Origin of the sequence: Fictibacillus sp. NRS-1165, from assembly GCF_050468105.1 — a bacterium.
Lineage (GTDB): Bacteria > Bacillota > Bacilli > Bacillales > Fictibacillaceae > Fictibacillus_C > Fictibacillus_C terrinigri.
Genome location: NZ_JBDPNU010000003.1, coordinates 1 through 14,110 on the forward strand (window position 1 = coordinate 1; position 14,110 = coordinate 14,110).

A 14,110-nucleotide genomic window follows, 5' to 3' on the forward strand; every position below is an offset into this window, starting at 1 on the left:
ATTTAGGTTAGCTCACTGCGGCAGACGGTTTTTCCAATTAATTATGATATTGTTTGATGTCCAATGGAACCGTCAGACTATCTTTGGCTTTGGCGTCATAGGAACGGAAATGGGAAATGACTCGATTTTTTTCGCTCACGCGGCATTCCAGAACCTTTTGATCCAGTCCCTCCTTTGTCTCAAGAAGAAGATCTACATCGCCAAGATTTAATGAATACGTGCAATACGTGATTCCGAGCAGTTCGCTCCGCTTTTTATGTGTTTCAGGATGAAGCATAATAAATGTCGCCAGGTCTGTCACCAACATCGCTGGCTGGTTCTTAAGCTTTCCGAGTATCTCCCTGAACCCATCAGAAGCCTGCCCTACTCTTTGCTCTGTCCAGTTCAATGCGGTCTGCAGCCAATTCGTACCCATTACCTATTCCTCCCTCATTCTTCCTTTGCCATTATCATTGCCCAAGAGAAGTTCTTTTATTTGAGTTCCTGGCCCCGCGTCGTTTTCTTCTGGGAACCGGTACACAATTTTTTCGGTATAGCTGCATCTCATACAGATCCGTTCATCGGAGTGAGAGGTTTCCAGAAACACATGAGGGCATCTTTTTTGAATCTCCTGCAGCTGCTTTTCCAGCAGTGCAATCTTTTCAAGAAGTGCTGCTATTCTGCTCATGAATAAAGGTTCGAGCCTTTGTCCTGAAATTCCTTCGCCTTTTCCCGCATCCCTTCCTTCATTTCTTTTTCAGTGCCGGTAAGTTCCTGTGCAGACATATTTCTCAGATCATGCGAAATTCTCATGGAACAGAATTTTGGTCCGCACATGGAGCAGAAATGAGCGGTTTTTGCTCCTTCCGCAGGAAGAGTCTCATCATGATATCCCCTTGCTTTTTCAGGATCCAGGGAAAGATTGAACTGGTCCTCCCATCTGAATTCGAATCTGGCTTTTGAAAGGGCATTATCTCTCTTCAATGCTCTTGGATGCCCTTTGGCCAAGTCTGCTGCGTGGGCAGCGATCTTATACGCGATGACCCCTTCCCTTACATCATCTTTATTCGGCAGTCCCAAATGTTCCTTTGGTGTCACATAGCAAAGCATCGCCGTTCCGAACCATCCGATCATCGCTGCCCCGATCGCCGAGGTGATGTGATCATATCCAGGGGCGATATCGGTCGTCAACGGCCCTAACGTATAGAAGGGCGCTTCCTGGCAAATCTCCATTTGCTTATCTACATTTTCCTTGATTTGATGCATCGGTACATGTCCTGGCCCTTCGATCATGACCTGTACGTCATATTTCCAGGCGATCTTTGTAAGTTCCCCTAAAGTTTCCAGCTCCGCAAACTGCGCTTCGTCATTGGCATCTGCAATCGAGCCAGGCCGTAAACCATCACCCAGAGAGATGGAGATATCATATGCTTTACAGATCTCACAAATCTCCTCGAAATGAGTATATAAAAAGTTTTCCTGATGATATGCAAGGCACCATTGTGCCATAATGGAACCGCCCCGTGAAACGATACCTGTAATGCGATTGATCGTCAGCGGCACATACCGAAGCAAAACGCCGGCATGGATCGTAAAATAGTCCACACCCTGCTCCGCCTGTTCAATAAGGGTATCCCGATAGACCTCCCAAGTTAGATCCTCCGCGATCCCATTCACCTTTTCGAGCGCCTGATAGATTGGAACAGTGCCTACAGGAACCGGAGAATTCCTGATGATCCACTCTCTTGTTGTATGAATGTCCTTGCCTGTGGACAGATCCATAATCGTGTCCGCTCCCCAATAAGTAGCCCATGTCATTTTTTCGACCTCCTCCTCGATGGAAGAAGTAACAGCTGAGTTTCCAATGTTAGCGTTGATCTTCACATGAAAGTTTCGCCCGATGATCATCGGTTCCAGCTCGAGATGATTGATGTTGGCGGGAATAATGGCCCTGCCGCTAGCCACTTCACTTCTGACAAAATCAGAATCAAGCCCTTCCCTAATCGCAATGAATTCCATTTCAGGCGTAATTATCCCTTTTTTCGCATAATGCATCTGTGTCACGTTTCCTCCCTCTTTAGCCCGCATCGGCTTAAAAGGACGAATCGGAAACACATTTGCGGTCTGAGCCTGTTTCCTGTAGCCATTGTCCTCCGGTTTAACGGAACGGCCTTCATATTGCTCTGTATCGTTCCGGTCTTCCACCCACTTTTTTCTAATTAAGGGCAGACCCTTTTCTACATCTGCCTCATATTCGGGGTCGGTGTAAGGACCGCTTGTATCATACAGAATGACTGGCGGATTCTCTTCGGCTCCTCCAGTCTTCTGTGTATCCGCCAGGCTGACGCTTCTCATCGGCACACTGATGTCCGGACTTGATCCTGTTTCATAAATTTTCGTGCTGTTTGGAAACTGTGATTTCAATAAAACATCGTTTTCTTTTTGTACGTTCATGCAACTTCCTCCTCGATTTTTTAAATTGAGTCCAAAGTTACACACAGCATAAAAAAAAACGGGTTCTAGTAAGAAGAACCCGATAGGATAGGCAAAGAAAAATATACAAAAATATACTTGACTTCGGCACCTACTTCCCTACGCTGGTATAACCCAGATCAGGTTCAAAGGGTCAAAGAGCTGTTCCTCTCTTCTCTCAGCCCGTCTGACGGGCTCCCCTAGCAGAAAACATATTTTGTTTTCAGAGTAAATGTTAACTTCTCTTTGCTTGTTCCACAATCAGACTTTTGGCATGGGTTGTTTATCACCGTAAGCGGATGGCCGGAAATTTATGTATAGGCTTTCAATTCACTGAAAAGTAAGACTTATTACTCATCCGTTGAAAAGGAGAAATTGCCATGAAATACTTTATACTAATATAACAATTTGAACAAAAGGAGGTTTACTACAGTGAAATATGCAGTATTATTTTTCTTCTGTCTTTCAATCGCTTTTCCAATCCTTCACTCCTTCAACTGCCTTCCCTTTTTTCATAAAAGAAAAAGACGGTATCGGCCAAAACCGATATTTGAAAAAAGTGTCAGTGTTCTTATCCCTTGCTTCAATGAGGAGAAAATCATTACGACATCCGTTGAAAACATGAAAATTTGAAATTATTTATATCAATGACGGATCCACGGATGACACCCTCGGAAAACTGGATGAACACCTGCAGCTGAAGACAAGTACAAGGATTCCTCTGAGCCAGTTAAAACATAAACGAGCGATCCAGTTTTATCAGTCTGAGCTCTATCCAAATATTTATGTGCTGGATAAAATGAACGGCGGAAAAGCGGACGCGCTCAATGCAGGCATTGAATATTCAAGCAATGAGCTTGATGTCACTTTGGATGCGGATACCATCATGACTGACCATTCACTGCCTGCCATCAATGAAACATTCGAAGAACAAAATGTCGTGGCTGCCGGCGGCATGGTACATGTTCTCCAGACCAAAATGAAGAATCCGTTCTCAGGGCTGACATTGCGTGGAACGAACCTGCTCATTCGCGCTCAGGCTCTAGATTTCCTGCGTGCTTTTTATATTACAAAAGTGTCACATGCCAGGTTAGGAGCCCTTTCCATTATTTCTGGTGCATTCGGTATTTTCAGGAAAAAGGTCCTTCTCAGTGTCGGAGGCTACCGCGCAACGATTGGAGAAGACATTGACATTACATTAAAAATTCAGCGCCATATCGCTGGTCAAAAGGATAAAAAGGTGACCTTTATTCCCGACGCTGTTTGCTATACCGAACTCCCCGAAAACATTTGGGATCTGTTCAAACAGCGGATCCGCTGGCAGAAAGCATTTATCGACTGCGTCATCCATTTCAGGTCTTTTCTTGGAAAAAACCTGTTTAGAAGCCCTGTTTCCTTTTTTTATATCTTTGAAGCTTTTATATCCGGCACACTTGCCGTTTATTTTATGACCAGTATCTTTGTGGTCGATGGATTCGCTCTCCATTCTTCCATTCTTGAATATGTTCTTATCTATGTGTTGTATATTTTTATTTTCGGCCTTGTGTACGACATGGTAGCGATCGGCATGGGTGAATATTATGGCTACGCCTTTCAGGAAAAGGATACCTATCCCCTTCTTGTCACCATCCTTTTTGACATCTTTATTTTCAGGATGGTCACCATGGCCTGTGTGGCCTATGGAAGCATTGCCTATTTCTTCAACAGGGACTGGAATAAGGTTTCAAGAACCGGCCGGGAATACCAGAGGCGGATTCCCGCCCTGCCGCATGAAGAGCACAAGCAAAAAGCCCCCCCGGCCAGGGAGGCTTTTTGCTATAGTGAGTTTTGTTTTTTCATATCCTTGATAATCTGTTGAAAGGGGGTATCCTGTACACCGCCGTACCGTTTGACGATCACTCCTTTTTTATTCACGAGAAAAAGGCTTGCGCCGTGGATAAACTGATTGGAGGACGGATCGCTCGACACGGCCATCTTAAACGAGTTTTTTGCTAGCTGTTCAATGTTTTCCTTTTTATACCCGGTCAAAAACGTCCAATTGGAAAAATCCGCATGATACATTTTCGCGAATTTAATTAAAGCCGCTGGAGTGTCCCGTTCTGGATCAACCGAAAATGATACGAACTGAACCGGCAGATGTTCCTTCTTCGCCATGTCCTGAAGTTTGGACATGTGAGCAGTCATAGGTGGGCAGACCGTCTCACAGTTGGTAAAAATAAAGTTGGCGAGCCATACTTTCCCTCTCAGATCTTCATTTCCGTACGGCTGCTTATTCTGATTGGTGTAGGCAAATGAATCTACCTTCCAGTTTAATTCATCATTCTTTTGTGATGCACCTGAAGCCTGCATATGATCTTTATGATTTTCTTTTTTCTCGGCAGAACAGCCTGCAGCAAATACACACAGCAGCGCAAAAATCATTATCCCGTACTTTTTCATCGTTTTCCTCCTATTTTACGGCTGAATCCAGCCTTTGTTGTAGGCATAACTTGTCAACTGCACACGGTTCTCGAGATGCAGCTTGCTCAATATATTCTTTAAATGAGTTTTTACAGTATGCTCAGAGATATAGAGCTTTTCTGAAATCTCCCGGTTAGAGTCCCCTCTTGCCACAAACTGGAGCACATCCTGCTCTCTGCTCGAGAGAGGAGAAACTACCTTCCCCTGTTTTGTCCTCGTAAACTCATGCAGGATTCTGAACGCCATCTCTTTGGACATCGGTGCTTCATCCAGAGCGAATGCCCTTAAATAGCTGTACCATTCACTCGAATGAAGGTTTTTCAGCAAATAGCCTTGCGCTCCCCTCTTCACCGCTTCAAATAAATCGGTAATCTCATCTGAAACGGTCATCATTACAACCTTCACTGCCGGATAATGCAGCTTGATAAACTTGGTCGCTTCCAGCCCGTTCATTTGCGGCATGGAGATATCCATCAATACTAGATCCGGGTCCAGTTTGCCTGTCATCTCAATGGCTTCCTTGCCATTCCTTGCTTCACCGACAATTTGAAATTCGCTGTAATCCTCCAGAAGATCTGAAATCCCTTCTCTCGCATGAAGGTGATCATCAACTACCAGAATGCGAATAGGAGTATTCATGGCTGATGCCCCCTTTCCGCAGAACGGCAATAAACATTTCATATTCTTTCAGAGTATAAAATGTCCAGTCCATTGCCTTTGCTCTATCCTGAGTGATTTGCAGTCCGAATCCCTTGCCTGATTCAGCCAGAGTGAACGGGCTGCATTTGTTTTTCACCACACATGACCAGCCTTCTCCCTCTGGGAGGGCCTGGATCCAGAGCTCATTCGTTTTTCCATGTTTTACGGCATTGAGCACCGCTTCTTTCACGCACGAATAGAGTTCAATCTTTTCTTTTGCATTCATTTTTGACTCATCGATTTCCCATACCATATGTACTTCAAGCTGGTAATCCTGCTTAAGCTCTTCGAGATAGCCGCGAATGGTGTCCGTCCAAGCAACGGCTGAAGATACAGGATGAGACCGAAGCGAGTTGATCGCATGCCTTGTATCATCATGTACGTGCTGGAGCGTCTTTTTAATCTTTTGAAACTGAGGATGAGAGGTCAAAGAAGCTTGCTTTTCCAGTTTCGACATCTTGACAGAGAGTAGAAACAGAGATTGAGCAATCCCATCATGAAGTTCCCGGGCAACTTTTTCCCTTTCCTCAAGTGCGGCTTTCTTTGTTTTTTCCTCATTAAGTTCTCCTTGTACCGTTTCTAGTAATGAAAATAATCGAGAAAGGAATACAACGCTGACACAAAATACAATAAAAGGAGACAGATAGTTTCCTAGTTCCATGGAGATATAGGGCAGAAGCATCGTATGCCTCACGTACTCCCAGACTCCAATCGTTAAAGTGGGCAGCAATAGAATCATCCATTTTATCTGTTGATAGCTCATATTTCCCCCGCCTTGCTGTTTTAAATGCTTCTCCAACTCCATTCTTTCATAACCAATGACAAAAATAATACCTAAAAAGAGTGATTTTCTTGAAAAAATTGTGAAGCGAACAAAAAATTTAGCAAAAATTAGTTTATTTTGACCCAAAATGAGGAATAAGGTGGAAAGAAGTATTCGAATATTCTAACGCAGGGCAGGGTTACATTATGTTAAAAAAAACAGAAGTTATGCTGTTCATGAAGGAAATCGCCATGCTTACGGATGAATATTTACGCTGCAGAGATCGGTTTCTGAAAGAACAGATAAAAAATGATATCGATTTTCTGCATTCAGTGATTCATTCATGATTACATTTTGCCTTGTTGATCACTTTTTTGCTCTGTTTACTTTTGCACTCAACTCATAAAAAACCCAGAGAGCCTTCTTGACTCTCTGGGTTTCATTAGTTTTTCACGACTGTTCGCTCAACAAGGAGTTTGATCGCATGCAGCTGTCCTAGATGATTGGTTTCATGAAAAACAGCGAAGTTTGCAAGCTCACGGAATGATTCCAATCCGAGAAACGGCTTTTTCAATTTTTCATCCAGCGCTTCCTCCGGGATATCTTTTATTCGTACGAGCTGTTCCTGGAGCTGATTGACCAGTTCTTCAACGGATGGAACAGTCTCCTTCCAATCAGCCGGCTTTGTTCCGTTGCCAAACCATTCTACGTAGTCTTCAGGCAGGTGAGCTGATTTTTTGGGAAAACCGAAAAGAAATTGCTCCGTAACCGTCAATACGTGTCCGATATGCCAGTGTATTGTATTGTTGAATCCTTCTGGCTGTATATCAACGATTTCAGCTGGTAAATTGCTTACATTTCTCAAAAATAATCCTCTTGTCATTTCAAACTGCTTATACAGGTGTTGATTCATTTTCATCATCTCCCTTTCAATTGCCTTAATTATTACTGTACCAAAAAAACCTCTAGAAAAGCAGTGCAAAAAGTCTGGCTCCATTATGCTTTTTTTCAAGGGCCTTTGCTGTCTTGCTCTGTATTCAGTTTTCATCATAAATTTTTTACAACAAAAAAGCCGGATATGACAGCCGGCTTTCGCTCGTTGATTTTGAGTTTACAGTGATTTTAACGCATCAGCTACCTGCTGATCACCTTCAAGAATTTCAAAGATTTTATGATTGGCATTCTCAAGATCCAGGGATGCTGCAATCACTTTGGCCACATCGGCTCGTGCAATACTCCCGCTTCCCAAATTCTCACCGACCCTGATTTGCCCGTTGCCTTCGCCATTGGTAAGGGCACCCGGCCTGACGATCGTGTAATGAAGCCTGCTGGATTCAAGCCGGTCTTAGGCTTCCCCTTTCATCACTAAATAGTGCTGAAGCTCTTCCGGTCCTTTCTCAGGTGTTCCCGCTCCCATACTGCTCAGCAAGATAAACCTTCGCACGTTTTGTTTTTCCGCTTCTTCCATAAGATTGATCGCTCCATCCCGATCCACAGCTGCCGTTTTATCCGGACCTGTTTTCGACCCGGAACCCACAGCGAAAATTACCGCATCACAGCATTTTAGGGCTTTTGAAACATCGCCTTCCAAGTCAGCAAGCACGGTTTCTGCCCCGAGCTTTTCCAGTTCAGAAGCTTGTTCTTTCTCTCTGATCAACGCTCTTGTTTCATGACCTGCCTGCTTTATTTAGTTCCTGAAGGATTAATCTCCCTGTTGTTCCGTTTGCTCCTGCAACTAATACTTTCATTTTTACAGCTCCCTTCCCGTTTACTACTAACGATACTTACCCTCTTCAAACGGAACTTAGGCTGTATTTTTCTCATTCTTAAACGGGAAGTTAAAAACGGCTTTGCCACTTGAGGATTTACAGAATTTTCGCTATAAACAGATAAAATGTTACAAATAAATTTCTTTTTGCCACTGCAGGAGTATAATGCTAAAATTGTGGTATAAAACTTATAAACCCATACGGAGGTGGTCCCGTCATGGTTTCGTTAGTCAATCACGTTAGCCGGCAGCGTTCCTGGTCAGTTGGACAAAAAGAGATAAAAGGAATAGAGTTTGATTCTGTTTTAGGAGCTTTGCAGAACTGCCATGAAAATGAAGCAGTTGTTTGCAGAGTGAATGACGATTCCGTCTGCGTTACAAATATCGACAATATCCACGAACTTGAGGAGATTGGCTATAAAGTCGTAGCCACAAACTAACACACCCAAACAGGGTGTGTTTTTTGTTTCATTAATTTTCTCTTATGAATGTATCCTCGGGAACTTCTGTGATGAATGCAGACACCTCTCCGCACGAAAACAAATAAAGCTCATGCATGGCACGGGTACACACCGTATAAAAAAGCCTGCGCTCACTTTCTTTGCTGTACTGTGAATTTGAGGCATCGAACACCAAAACCGCATCAAATTCAATCCCTTTAGCCAGATAGGATGGAATAATCAGTGCACCTTGCTTAAAAGACGAAGAATCTTTCTTCATGAGTTCGATATCAACCTGATCCTTCAGGCTTTCGTAAGCTTCCTCACATTCTTTCGCTGTCTTGCAGATCACAGCGATCGTCTTCACCTGTCTATCCTGGAGGTTTCGAATCGTATCAGCAAGGGCACGTGCGTGGTCTTCTTTCTTTTCAAACTGTTTCAGCACAGGTTTTTCCCCATCCCGGTTAAAAGGAATAATGGAATCTTTCTCGTGAAGCATTTCCCGTGTAAATTCAACAATCGGTCTTGTCGAACGATAGCTTCTCGTTAATACGATGCGTTCAGTATGATCTTTTCCATAATGGTCATACAGCATCTGAAACGCATCCCCCGTGGAATGGGCATAAATGGACTGGTTAAGGTCACCCAAAACGGTCATTTTGCTGCGCGGAAACAGGCGCTGAATGAAGGCGAACTGAAAGGGGGAGTAATCTTGGGCTTCATCGACGAAAACATGGCGAACCGCCGTATTGGTCTGAAATCCTTCCAGCCGTTCTTTCAAATATAGGTAAGGTGTAGCATCTTCATATAACAGCTCTCCATTACCAAGGGTTCTGGCAGTCAGCCTGGAGATTTCTTTCCAGCTGTCGGGAAGCAGATAACTATCCTCCCTTTCCCAGGACAGCCCTTCCCCAGTAAACAGCCTCATGTACATTGCCTTAAGATTAATGAACGTCAAAGCCTTGATCCGCTTTTTCAGCGGCTTGAACGCTTTCGAGACCACATAAGCGGACAACAGTCTCTGCTCCCGTTCAAAATCATTAAACGAATCTTCCGTGTATTGCTTTTTCTTCCTTAGCTTCTGATATAGCCTGACATAGACCTCTTTATCCAGAAGCTGTATTTTTTCTTCGACCCATGGTTCCTTCCGCTCCGTCTTTTCAAGTTTCCTGACCTCACTCACAAGCCATTCAGATACAAGTTTCATCCGGTCCGGGATAGAAACAGCAGAGGGGTAAGAATAGAACTTTTCTTTGATCTGATCAGCTGCGATTAAGACTCTCCCTCGAAATACTACAGATTTAAAGAGCATATCCTCCTTGCGCAGATGAGATATATACCCCTCGATCAAATTCATAAAATCCAGCGAAGCCTTAAAACGGATACTGTCCAGTCTGACTTTGTGGCCCGGTTGGCCATCCCCGGTAAGTACGGCCTCCATCTGTTCCAATGGATCCTCAAGATCGTAGGAATCGCCAAGATGGTGATACACATACTGCTGGAACGTCGTCTGCAGCATGTTCTCTTCCCCCAGTTCTGGCAAAACGTTCGAGACATAGCTGTTAAACACATTGTTCGGGGAAAAAAGCACGATCTGATTGGCTGTCAATGTTTCTCTGTAGCGATATAAGAGGTAAGCGACTCGCTGCAGTGCCGCTGAAGTTTTCCCGCATCCGGCAGCTCCCTGAACAATAAGCAGAGTACCCTTCGTATTGCGGATAATCTGGTTCTGCTCTTTTTGGATCGTCGCCACGATGCTTTTCATCTGGGGGTTCGCCTGCCTGCTCAGCACCTCCTGCAGCAGTTCATCTCCAATGGTCACTCCTGTATCAAACATGCTTTTGATTTCTGCATTTCGGATGATATATTGCCTTTTCAGCTCCATCTCTCCTGAAACGATACCCTCTGGCGCCTCATATTCCGCTCTGCCAAGCGAATGGTCGTAGTAAAGACTAGAGATCGGCGCCCTCCAGTCATACACCAGAAATTCATCTGCTTTTTCATCATAAAACGAAGCGACGCCCAGATAAATCCGATCTGCCTTGGCATCCTTGTTTTCTTTGAAATCTATTCTTCCGAAGTAAGGGGAGTCACTCAGTTTTACAAGGCTTTTCCTCTGATCTTCAGCGTTTTTATGGCTCCGTTCTAATTCAGACAGCAATTCCGCCTGCTGCTTAATGCTCGCTGCTGTTTCTGCTGCTTCATGCGCATCGTCAAAGTTGACGGTCACATCTTCCCAGAAGTTTTTTCTGATCTCGACTACATCTTCTTTTTTACCGCCAAGATGCGCCTCGAGAACGTTCATTTTCTTTTTTACTTGATCAACAACCGTATTGACTCGTTCCTGCTCTCTTTTCCATTCTGTTTCCCACTGGTTCATAACCCCTCTCCTTTATCTATAAATTTTCGGTTCCAAAATGCTTGACAAAACAACCACTTACCTAGTATAATAAATTTGGGTAAATTTAATATCACCTTTAAAAAATCGGTAAGTCGCAAACTACATTTTAGCACACCGATCATGCGGCAATCAATTCTTTTTCTTTAAAAGTAAAACGGTTAAAAGAGTCAAGGAACCTTTCCTGGCTCTTTTTTGTGTTTCTCTCTTTTTTCCACTCCATCACCTCTTATAATCTAGTACCAATTAGGCAATACCTATGGTCCATTGAGAGTCTCAAAGTTTATGAATATACTGAAATTGACAAATAAATATAAAAAATTACAGGAGGTACGAGATGAAAAGGGATGGTTTAAAACGCTGGCTGCCGCTGGCCTTGGTGAGTGCTGTCGGGCTTGGAGGCCTTTCAATGCAAATGCATGGAGATGCTAAGAATCTTAATACAGCCAAGGAACCGCAAATTAAGAATGTTATCTTTTTGATCGGTGATGGGATGGGTCCTGCCGCAACAACAGCATTGCGTTATTGGAATGATGATCTGGATACTGTTGAAATGGAGAAGACCGCATTTGACCGCTATTTTGTAGGTAAACAAATGACCTATGCTGATGATCCAGATGAGAATATAACCGATTCAGCATCAGCTGCCACTGCCATGTCCACTGGAGAAAAAACCTATAATGCGGCCATCGCAGTAGATAATGATAAAACTGAGTTAAAGACTGTCCTTGAAGCCGCAAAAGCTCGCGGTAAATCTACAGGACTCGTTGCGACATCCGAACTTGCCCATGCCACCCCCGCTTCTTTCGGTGCTCATGACCCTAGCCGAAAAAACATGAATGAAATTGCCAGTGACTATTTTGATGAGAAAATCAACCGCAAGCATAAAGTGGATGTACTCCTTGGAGGCGGTTCAACCAACTTTATCCGTGATGACAGGAATTTGGTGAACGAATTTAAGAATGCAGGCTACAGCTACGTCACAACGAAGGAACAGCTTCTGCACAACAAGAACGAACAGGTCCTCGGTCTTTTTGCTAAAGGCGGCATGCCTAAAATGATTGACCGTAATCACGATCTGCCTTCTCTTAAAGAAATGACCAGCTCGGCGATCCAGAGGCTCGACCGCGATAAAGACGGCTTCTTCCTGATGGTTGAAGGCAGCCAGATCGACTGGGCGGAGCACGATAACGATGTCGTCGGCACGATGAGCGAAATGCAGGACTTTGAAAAAGCTTTTCAGGCCGCTGTCCAATTCGCCAAAAAGGACAAGCATACACTTGTTGTCGCAACTGCAGACCATTCAACGGGCGGGTTATCGATCGGAGCGAACGGTAAATACAACTGGTTCTCTGAACCGGTGAAGGCATTTAAGCGTACGCCTGATTTCTTGGGTGAAACCATTGCATCCGGGGCTGATGTGGAACAAACACTTCATGAATATGTGGAGCTTGCCTTAACTGAGAACGAAGTGAATAGTGTGAAAGAAGCAGCAAAAACCAAAGATATGGCTAAAATCGATGCTGCCATCGAAAAAATTGCCGATCTTCGGTCCAACACAGGCTGGACGACCACAGGCCATACCGGGGAGGACGTTAACATTTATGCGTATGGTCCAGGCAAGGAAAAGTTCTCCGGGCTGATCAACAATACCGATCAAGCGAAAAATATCTTTAAAGTCATTCATACAGGGAAATAAGAATACAGATCCTACTTTTCATCTATCGACGACCAGGAATTTTTCGAACAGAACAGCGCCCGGTTTGACCTCCGGGCGCTGTTCCTTGTCTTTTATTTTTTCGGTTTGTCATATATGTTAAAGCCGCTTTCACTTGTTCCGCGGAACGTAAAACCAGCTCCTCTGTAGAAGCGGTTTAAGCTTTCATTGCTGGCAATACAGTCCAGTCGAATGACAGACTTTCCGCTAAACGAGATGCTATTCGTCACCCAATTGAGAATGTCCCCGCCCAAATTTTTTCCTGCTGCATTCCGGTCGATCGCCAATCGGTGAAGATAGATTGCCGCCTGATGGTCTTCTCCCCACAACTCAAGATCCCAAGCACTCGCCTTTTGAGGGAGCATGACAACTCCTGCGATTTTACTTTCTTTATTTTTAAAAATGAACACATCTCCCTCTAAAATGGATCGTGCCATTCCATGCACATCTTTTCCTTCAAGCAGCTCGCTCCATTGTGTCGATCCCTTGCTTTTCAGCCATTGAGCGGTGTTCACAAGCAACCCCATAACTTCCTGTGTGTCTTCTGCAGAAGCCTGATACGCAAGAACCTCGTCATTTACGGCTGCATTAATAATGGTAAAATTCTTCAATCTGATCCTCCTCATTCCGCATTCCTATTTAAACTATCAACTATTCTGTGAAAAAACAACGAAACGGCATAACAAAAGCAGCGCCTGTTAATAAGCGCTGCTGATTCAGATGGATCGATGCTTCAATTTATATATCAGACTCGCGACAAGGGCAGAAGGCAGGTTGAAAAGGTTGCCCTGAACATGATAATGAAGCTGCTGCTCCTGAACCGGTATTTTATCATAGATTTCCTGCTGGCTTAACGCGGTTTTACGGCTTTGCTCCTTCAGCCCGGAATATAGAAGTATTGAATAGGAATCATAATGAAAAAATACAGAATGGCAATCGTTCCGAAAAAGATAATCGCTGAAGACATACTCTCATTCCCTTGCTCTTTTCCACATTATAACATTTAGTCCTTATTCTGAACATATCCCTATGGCAGAGCTTCATACAATGTTAAACTATGGTTCACGCTCTACGACAAGTTAAATAGTATAGCTATATCGGCACAAAATCTTTTTACGGCAGTTTCTTCTCCTGATTTCTATGGATTACCATTCAACGGATTTGGACAAAAATGAAACTAAACTGAAATTCAGCCGTATAGTTAGAAAAGGAGTTGATTTTTGATGTTAAAAAAATTATTGAAATCATTACTTGGCGGGAGCCACAAACGATACAGCAGCAGTGATTATCATAAACATTCATATAAGAGGTTCAGCAGCAGCGACTACGGGAAGAAACATTACGGAAAAAGCCACGGACATTCGTACTACAAAGGAAAACGCAGAAAAAGCGGATTCTTCAGCAGCTGATCTTC

The 14,110-nt window shown here is 43.8% G+C and carries 15 protein-coding genes, 2 pseudogenes and 1 riboswitch; of the genes and pseudogenes, 5 read left to right on the plus strand and 12 right to left on the minus strand.

What is annotated here, in order from left to right; translation table 11 throughout:
- Window positions 1-37 precede the first annotated feature (37 nt).
- From ABHN01_RS00955 to thiC, 3 genes are read right to left on the minus strand one after another with little or no spacing between them, the layout of a single operon-like run.
- Window positions 38-415, minus strand: coding sequence for a hypothetical protein (locus tag ABHN01_RS00955; RefSeq protein ID WP_290400365.1), 378 nt, complete (start codon window positions 413-415; stop codon window positions 38-40).
- 3 nt (window positions 416-418) lie between these two features.
- Window positions 419-667: a hypothetical protein gene (locus ABHN01_RS00960; protein WP_429874007.1), complete on the minus strand. Its 249-nt coding sequence runs from the start codon at window positions 665-667 to the stop codon at window positions 419-421.
- Window positions 664-2,433: a phosphomethylpyrimidine synthase ThiC gene (gene thiC, locus ABHN01_RS00965; RefSeq protein ID WP_429874008.1), complete on the minus strand. Its 1,770-nt coding sequence runs from the start codon at window positions 2,431-2,433 to the stop codon at window positions 664-666. Before thiC ends, ABHN01_RS00960 begins: the two co-directional genes overlap by 4 nt.
- Window positions 2,434-2,551: 118 nt before the next feature.
- Window positions 2,552-2,663: riboswitch (TPP riboswitch) on the minus strand.
- 425 nt (window positions 2,664-3,088) lie between these two features.
- Between thiC and ABHN01_RS00970 the strand changes: the two genes are divergently transcribed.
- Entirely contained in the window at window positions 3,089-4,309 is a 1,221-nt protein-coding gene (locus tag ABHN01_RS00970; protein WP_429874042.1) for a glycosyltransferase family 2 protein, read from the plus strand.
- Here the strand turns inward: ABHN01_RS00970 and ABHN01_RS00975 are convergent.
- Genes ABHN01_RS00975 through ABHN01_RS00985 form a run of 3 tightly spaced genes read right to left on the minus strand, consistent with a single transcriptional unit; the run spans window position 4,267 to window position 6,373 of the window.
- Window positions 4,267-4,890 (minus strand): SCO family protein, encoded by a 624-nt coding sequence (locus ABHN01_RS00975; protein WP_290400369.1) that lies wholly within the window; start codon window positions 4,888-4,890, stop codon window positions 4,267-4,269. The genes ABHN01_RS00970 and ABHN01_RS00975 overlap by 43 nt on opposite strands.
- 15 nt (window positions 4,891-4,905) lie before the next feature.
- Window positions 4,906-5,550 carry a response regulator gene (locus tag ABHN01_RS00980; protein ID WP_429874009.1) on the minus strand — a complete coding sequence of 215 codons (645 nt, stop codon included), beginning with the start codon at window positions 5,548-5,550 and terminating at the stop codon, window positions 4,906-4,908.
- Window positions 5,519-6,373 (minus strand): sensor histidine kinase, encoded by an 855-nt coding sequence (locus tag ABHN01_RS00985; protein WP_429874010.1) that lies wholly within the window; start codon window positions 6,371-6,373, stop codon window positions 5,519-5,521. The genes ABHN01_RS00980 and ABHN01_RS00985 overlap by 32 nt, the downstream gene beginning before the upstream one ends.
- 206 nt (window positions 6,374-6,579) lie before the next feature.
- Here ABHN01_RS00985 and ABHN01_RS00990 point away from each other — a divergent pair, with 206 nt between their 5' ends.
- Complete coding sequence (locus tag ABHN01_RS00990) at window positions 6,580-6,720, plus strand: hypothetical protein (protein WP_156418955.1); 141 nt, start codon at window positions 6,580-6,582, stop codon at window positions 6,718-6,720.
- 95 nt (window positions 6,721-6,815) lie between these two features.
- On the opposite strand, the gene ABHN01_RS00995 is transcribed toward ABHN01_RS00990, so the two are convergent.
- The 3 genes and pseudogenes from ABHN01_RS00995 to ABHN01_RS01005 all read right to left on the minus strand — a co-directional run.
- On the minus strand, window positions 6,816-7,286 hold the full coding sequence (locus tag ABHN01_RS00995) for a DinB family protein (protein WP_429874011.1): 471 nt from the start codon (window positions 7,284-7,286) through the stop codon (window positions 6,816-6,818).
- Window positions 7,287-7,484: 198 nt separating this feature from the next.
- The gene (locus ABHN01_RS01000) at window positions 7,485-7,622 is read right to left on the minus strand and encodes a hypothetical protein (RefSeq protein ID WP_429874043.1); all 138 of its coding nucleotides are present in this window, start codon (window positions 7,620-7,622) and stop codon (window positions 7,485-7,487) included.
- Window positions 7,623-8,030 (minus strand): annotated as a pseudogene (locus ABHN01_RS01005) (SDR family oxidoreductase); the annotation flags it as partial.
- Between the two features lie 329 nt (window positions 8,031-8,359).
- On the opposite strand from ABHN01_RS01005, the gene ABHN01_RS01010 reads away from it, so the two are divergent.
- The gene (locus tag ABHN01_RS01010; protein ID WP_429874012.1) at window positions 8,360-8,581 is read left to right on the plus strand and encodes a hypothetical protein; all 222 of its coding nucleotides are present in this window, start codon (window positions 8,360-8,362) and stop codon (window positions 8,579-8,581) included.
- A 31-nt stretch (window positions 8,582-8,612) separates the two neighbouring features.
- On the opposite strand, the gene helD is transcribed toward ABHN01_RS01010, so the two are convergent.
- Window positions 8,613-10,961: an RNA polymerase recycling motor HelD gene (gene helD / locus ABHN01_RS01015; RefSeq protein ID WP_429874013.1), complete on the minus strand. Its 2,349-nt coding sequence runs from the start codon at window positions 10,959-10,961 to the stop codon at window positions 8,613-8,615.
- A 355-nt stretch (window positions 10,962-11,316) separates the two neighbouring features.
- Here helD and ABHN01_RS01020 point away from each other — a divergent pair, with 355 nt between their 5' ends.
- Window positions 11,317-12,678 (plus strand): alkaline phosphatase, encoded by a 1,362-nt coding sequence (locus ABHN01_RS01020; protein ID WP_429874014.1) that lies wholly within the window; start codon window positions 11,317-11,319, stop codon window positions 12,676-12,678.
- A 92-nt stretch (window positions 12,679-12,770) separates the two neighbouring features.
- Here ABHN01_RS01020 and ABHN01_RS01025 read toward each other — a convergent pair whose 3' ends face one another.
- Together ABHN01_RS01025 and ABHN01_RS01030 are read right to left on the minus strand one after the other, a co-directional pair.
- The gene (locus ABHN01_RS01025; RefSeq protein WP_429874015.1) at window positions 12,771-13,307 is read right to left on the minus strand and encodes a GNAT family N-acetyltransferase; all 537 of its coding nucleotides are present in this window, start codon (window positions 13,305-13,307) and stop codon (window positions 12,771-12,773) included.
- Window positions 13,308-13,412: 105 nt separating this feature from the next.
- Window positions 13,413-13,663: pseudogene (locus tag ABHN01_RS01030) on the minus strand (DUF3949 domain-containing protein).
- Window positions 13,664-13,919: 256 nt separating this feature from the next.
- On the opposite strand from ABHN01_RS01030, the gene ABHN01_RS01035 reads away from it, so the two are divergent.
- On the plus strand, window positions 13,920-14,105 hold the full coding sequence (locus ABHN01_RS01035; protein ID WP_429874016.1) for a hypothetical protein: 186 nt from the start codon (window positions 13,920-13,922) through the stop codon (window positions 14,103-14,105).
- Window positions 14,106-14,110 lie beyond the last annotated feature (5 nt).

What these genes read in the sequence shown, in the direction of transcription:
- helD (WP_429874013.1), bottom strand. Translation starts at nt 10,961, where the DNA reads ATGAACCAGTGGGAAACAGAATGGAAAAGAGAGCAGGAACGAGTCAAT.
- ABHN01_RS00960 (WP_429874007.1), bottom strand. Translation starts at nt 667, where the DNA reads ATGAGCAGAATAGCAGCACTTCTTGAAAAGATTGCACTGCTGGAAAAG.
- ABHN01_RS01020 (WP_429874014.1), top strand. Translation starts at nt 11,317, where the DNA reads ATGAAAAGGGATGGTTTAAAACGCTGGCTGCCGCTGGCCTTGGTGAGT.
- thiC (WP_429874008.1), bottom strand. Translation starts at nt 2,433, where the DNA reads ATGAACGTACAAAAAGAAAACGATGTTTTATTGAAATCACAGTTTCCA.
- ABHN01_RS01035 (WP_429874016.1), top strand. Translation starts at nt 13,920, where the DNA reads ATGTTAAAAAAATTATTGAAATCATTACTTGGCGGGAGCCACAAACGA.
- ABHN01_RS00980 (WP_429874009.1), bottom strand. Translation starts at nt 5,550, where the DNA reads ATGAATACTCCTATTCGCATTCTGGTAGTTGATGATCACCTTCATGCG.
- ABHN01_RS01010 (WP_429874012.1), top strand. Translation starts at nt 8,360, where the DNA reads ATGGTTTCGTTAGTCAATCACGTTAGCCGGCAGCGTTCCTGGTCAGTT.
- ABHN01_RS00995 (WP_429874011.1), bottom strand. Translation starts at nt 7,286, where the DNA reads ATGAATCAACACCTGTATAAGCAGTTTGAAATGACAAGAGGATTATTT.
- ABHN01_RS00990 (WP_156418955.1), top strand. Translation starts at nt 6,580, where the DNA reads ATGTTAAAAAAAACAGAAGTTATGCTGTTCATGAAGGAAATCGCCATG.
- ABHN01_RS00975 (WP_290400369.1), bottom strand. Translation starts at nt 4,890, where the DNA reads ATGAAAAAGTACGGGATAATGATTTTTGCGCTGCTGTGTGTATTTGCT.
- ABHN01_RS00985 (WP_429874010.1), bottom strand. Translation starts at nt 6,373, where the DNA reads ATGAGCTATCAACAGATAAAATGGATGATTCTATTGCTGCCCACTTTA.
- ABHN01_RS00955 (WP_290400365.1), bottom strand. Translation starts at nt 415, where the DNA reads ATGGGTACGAATTGGCTGCAGACCGCATTGAACTGGACAGAGCAAAGA.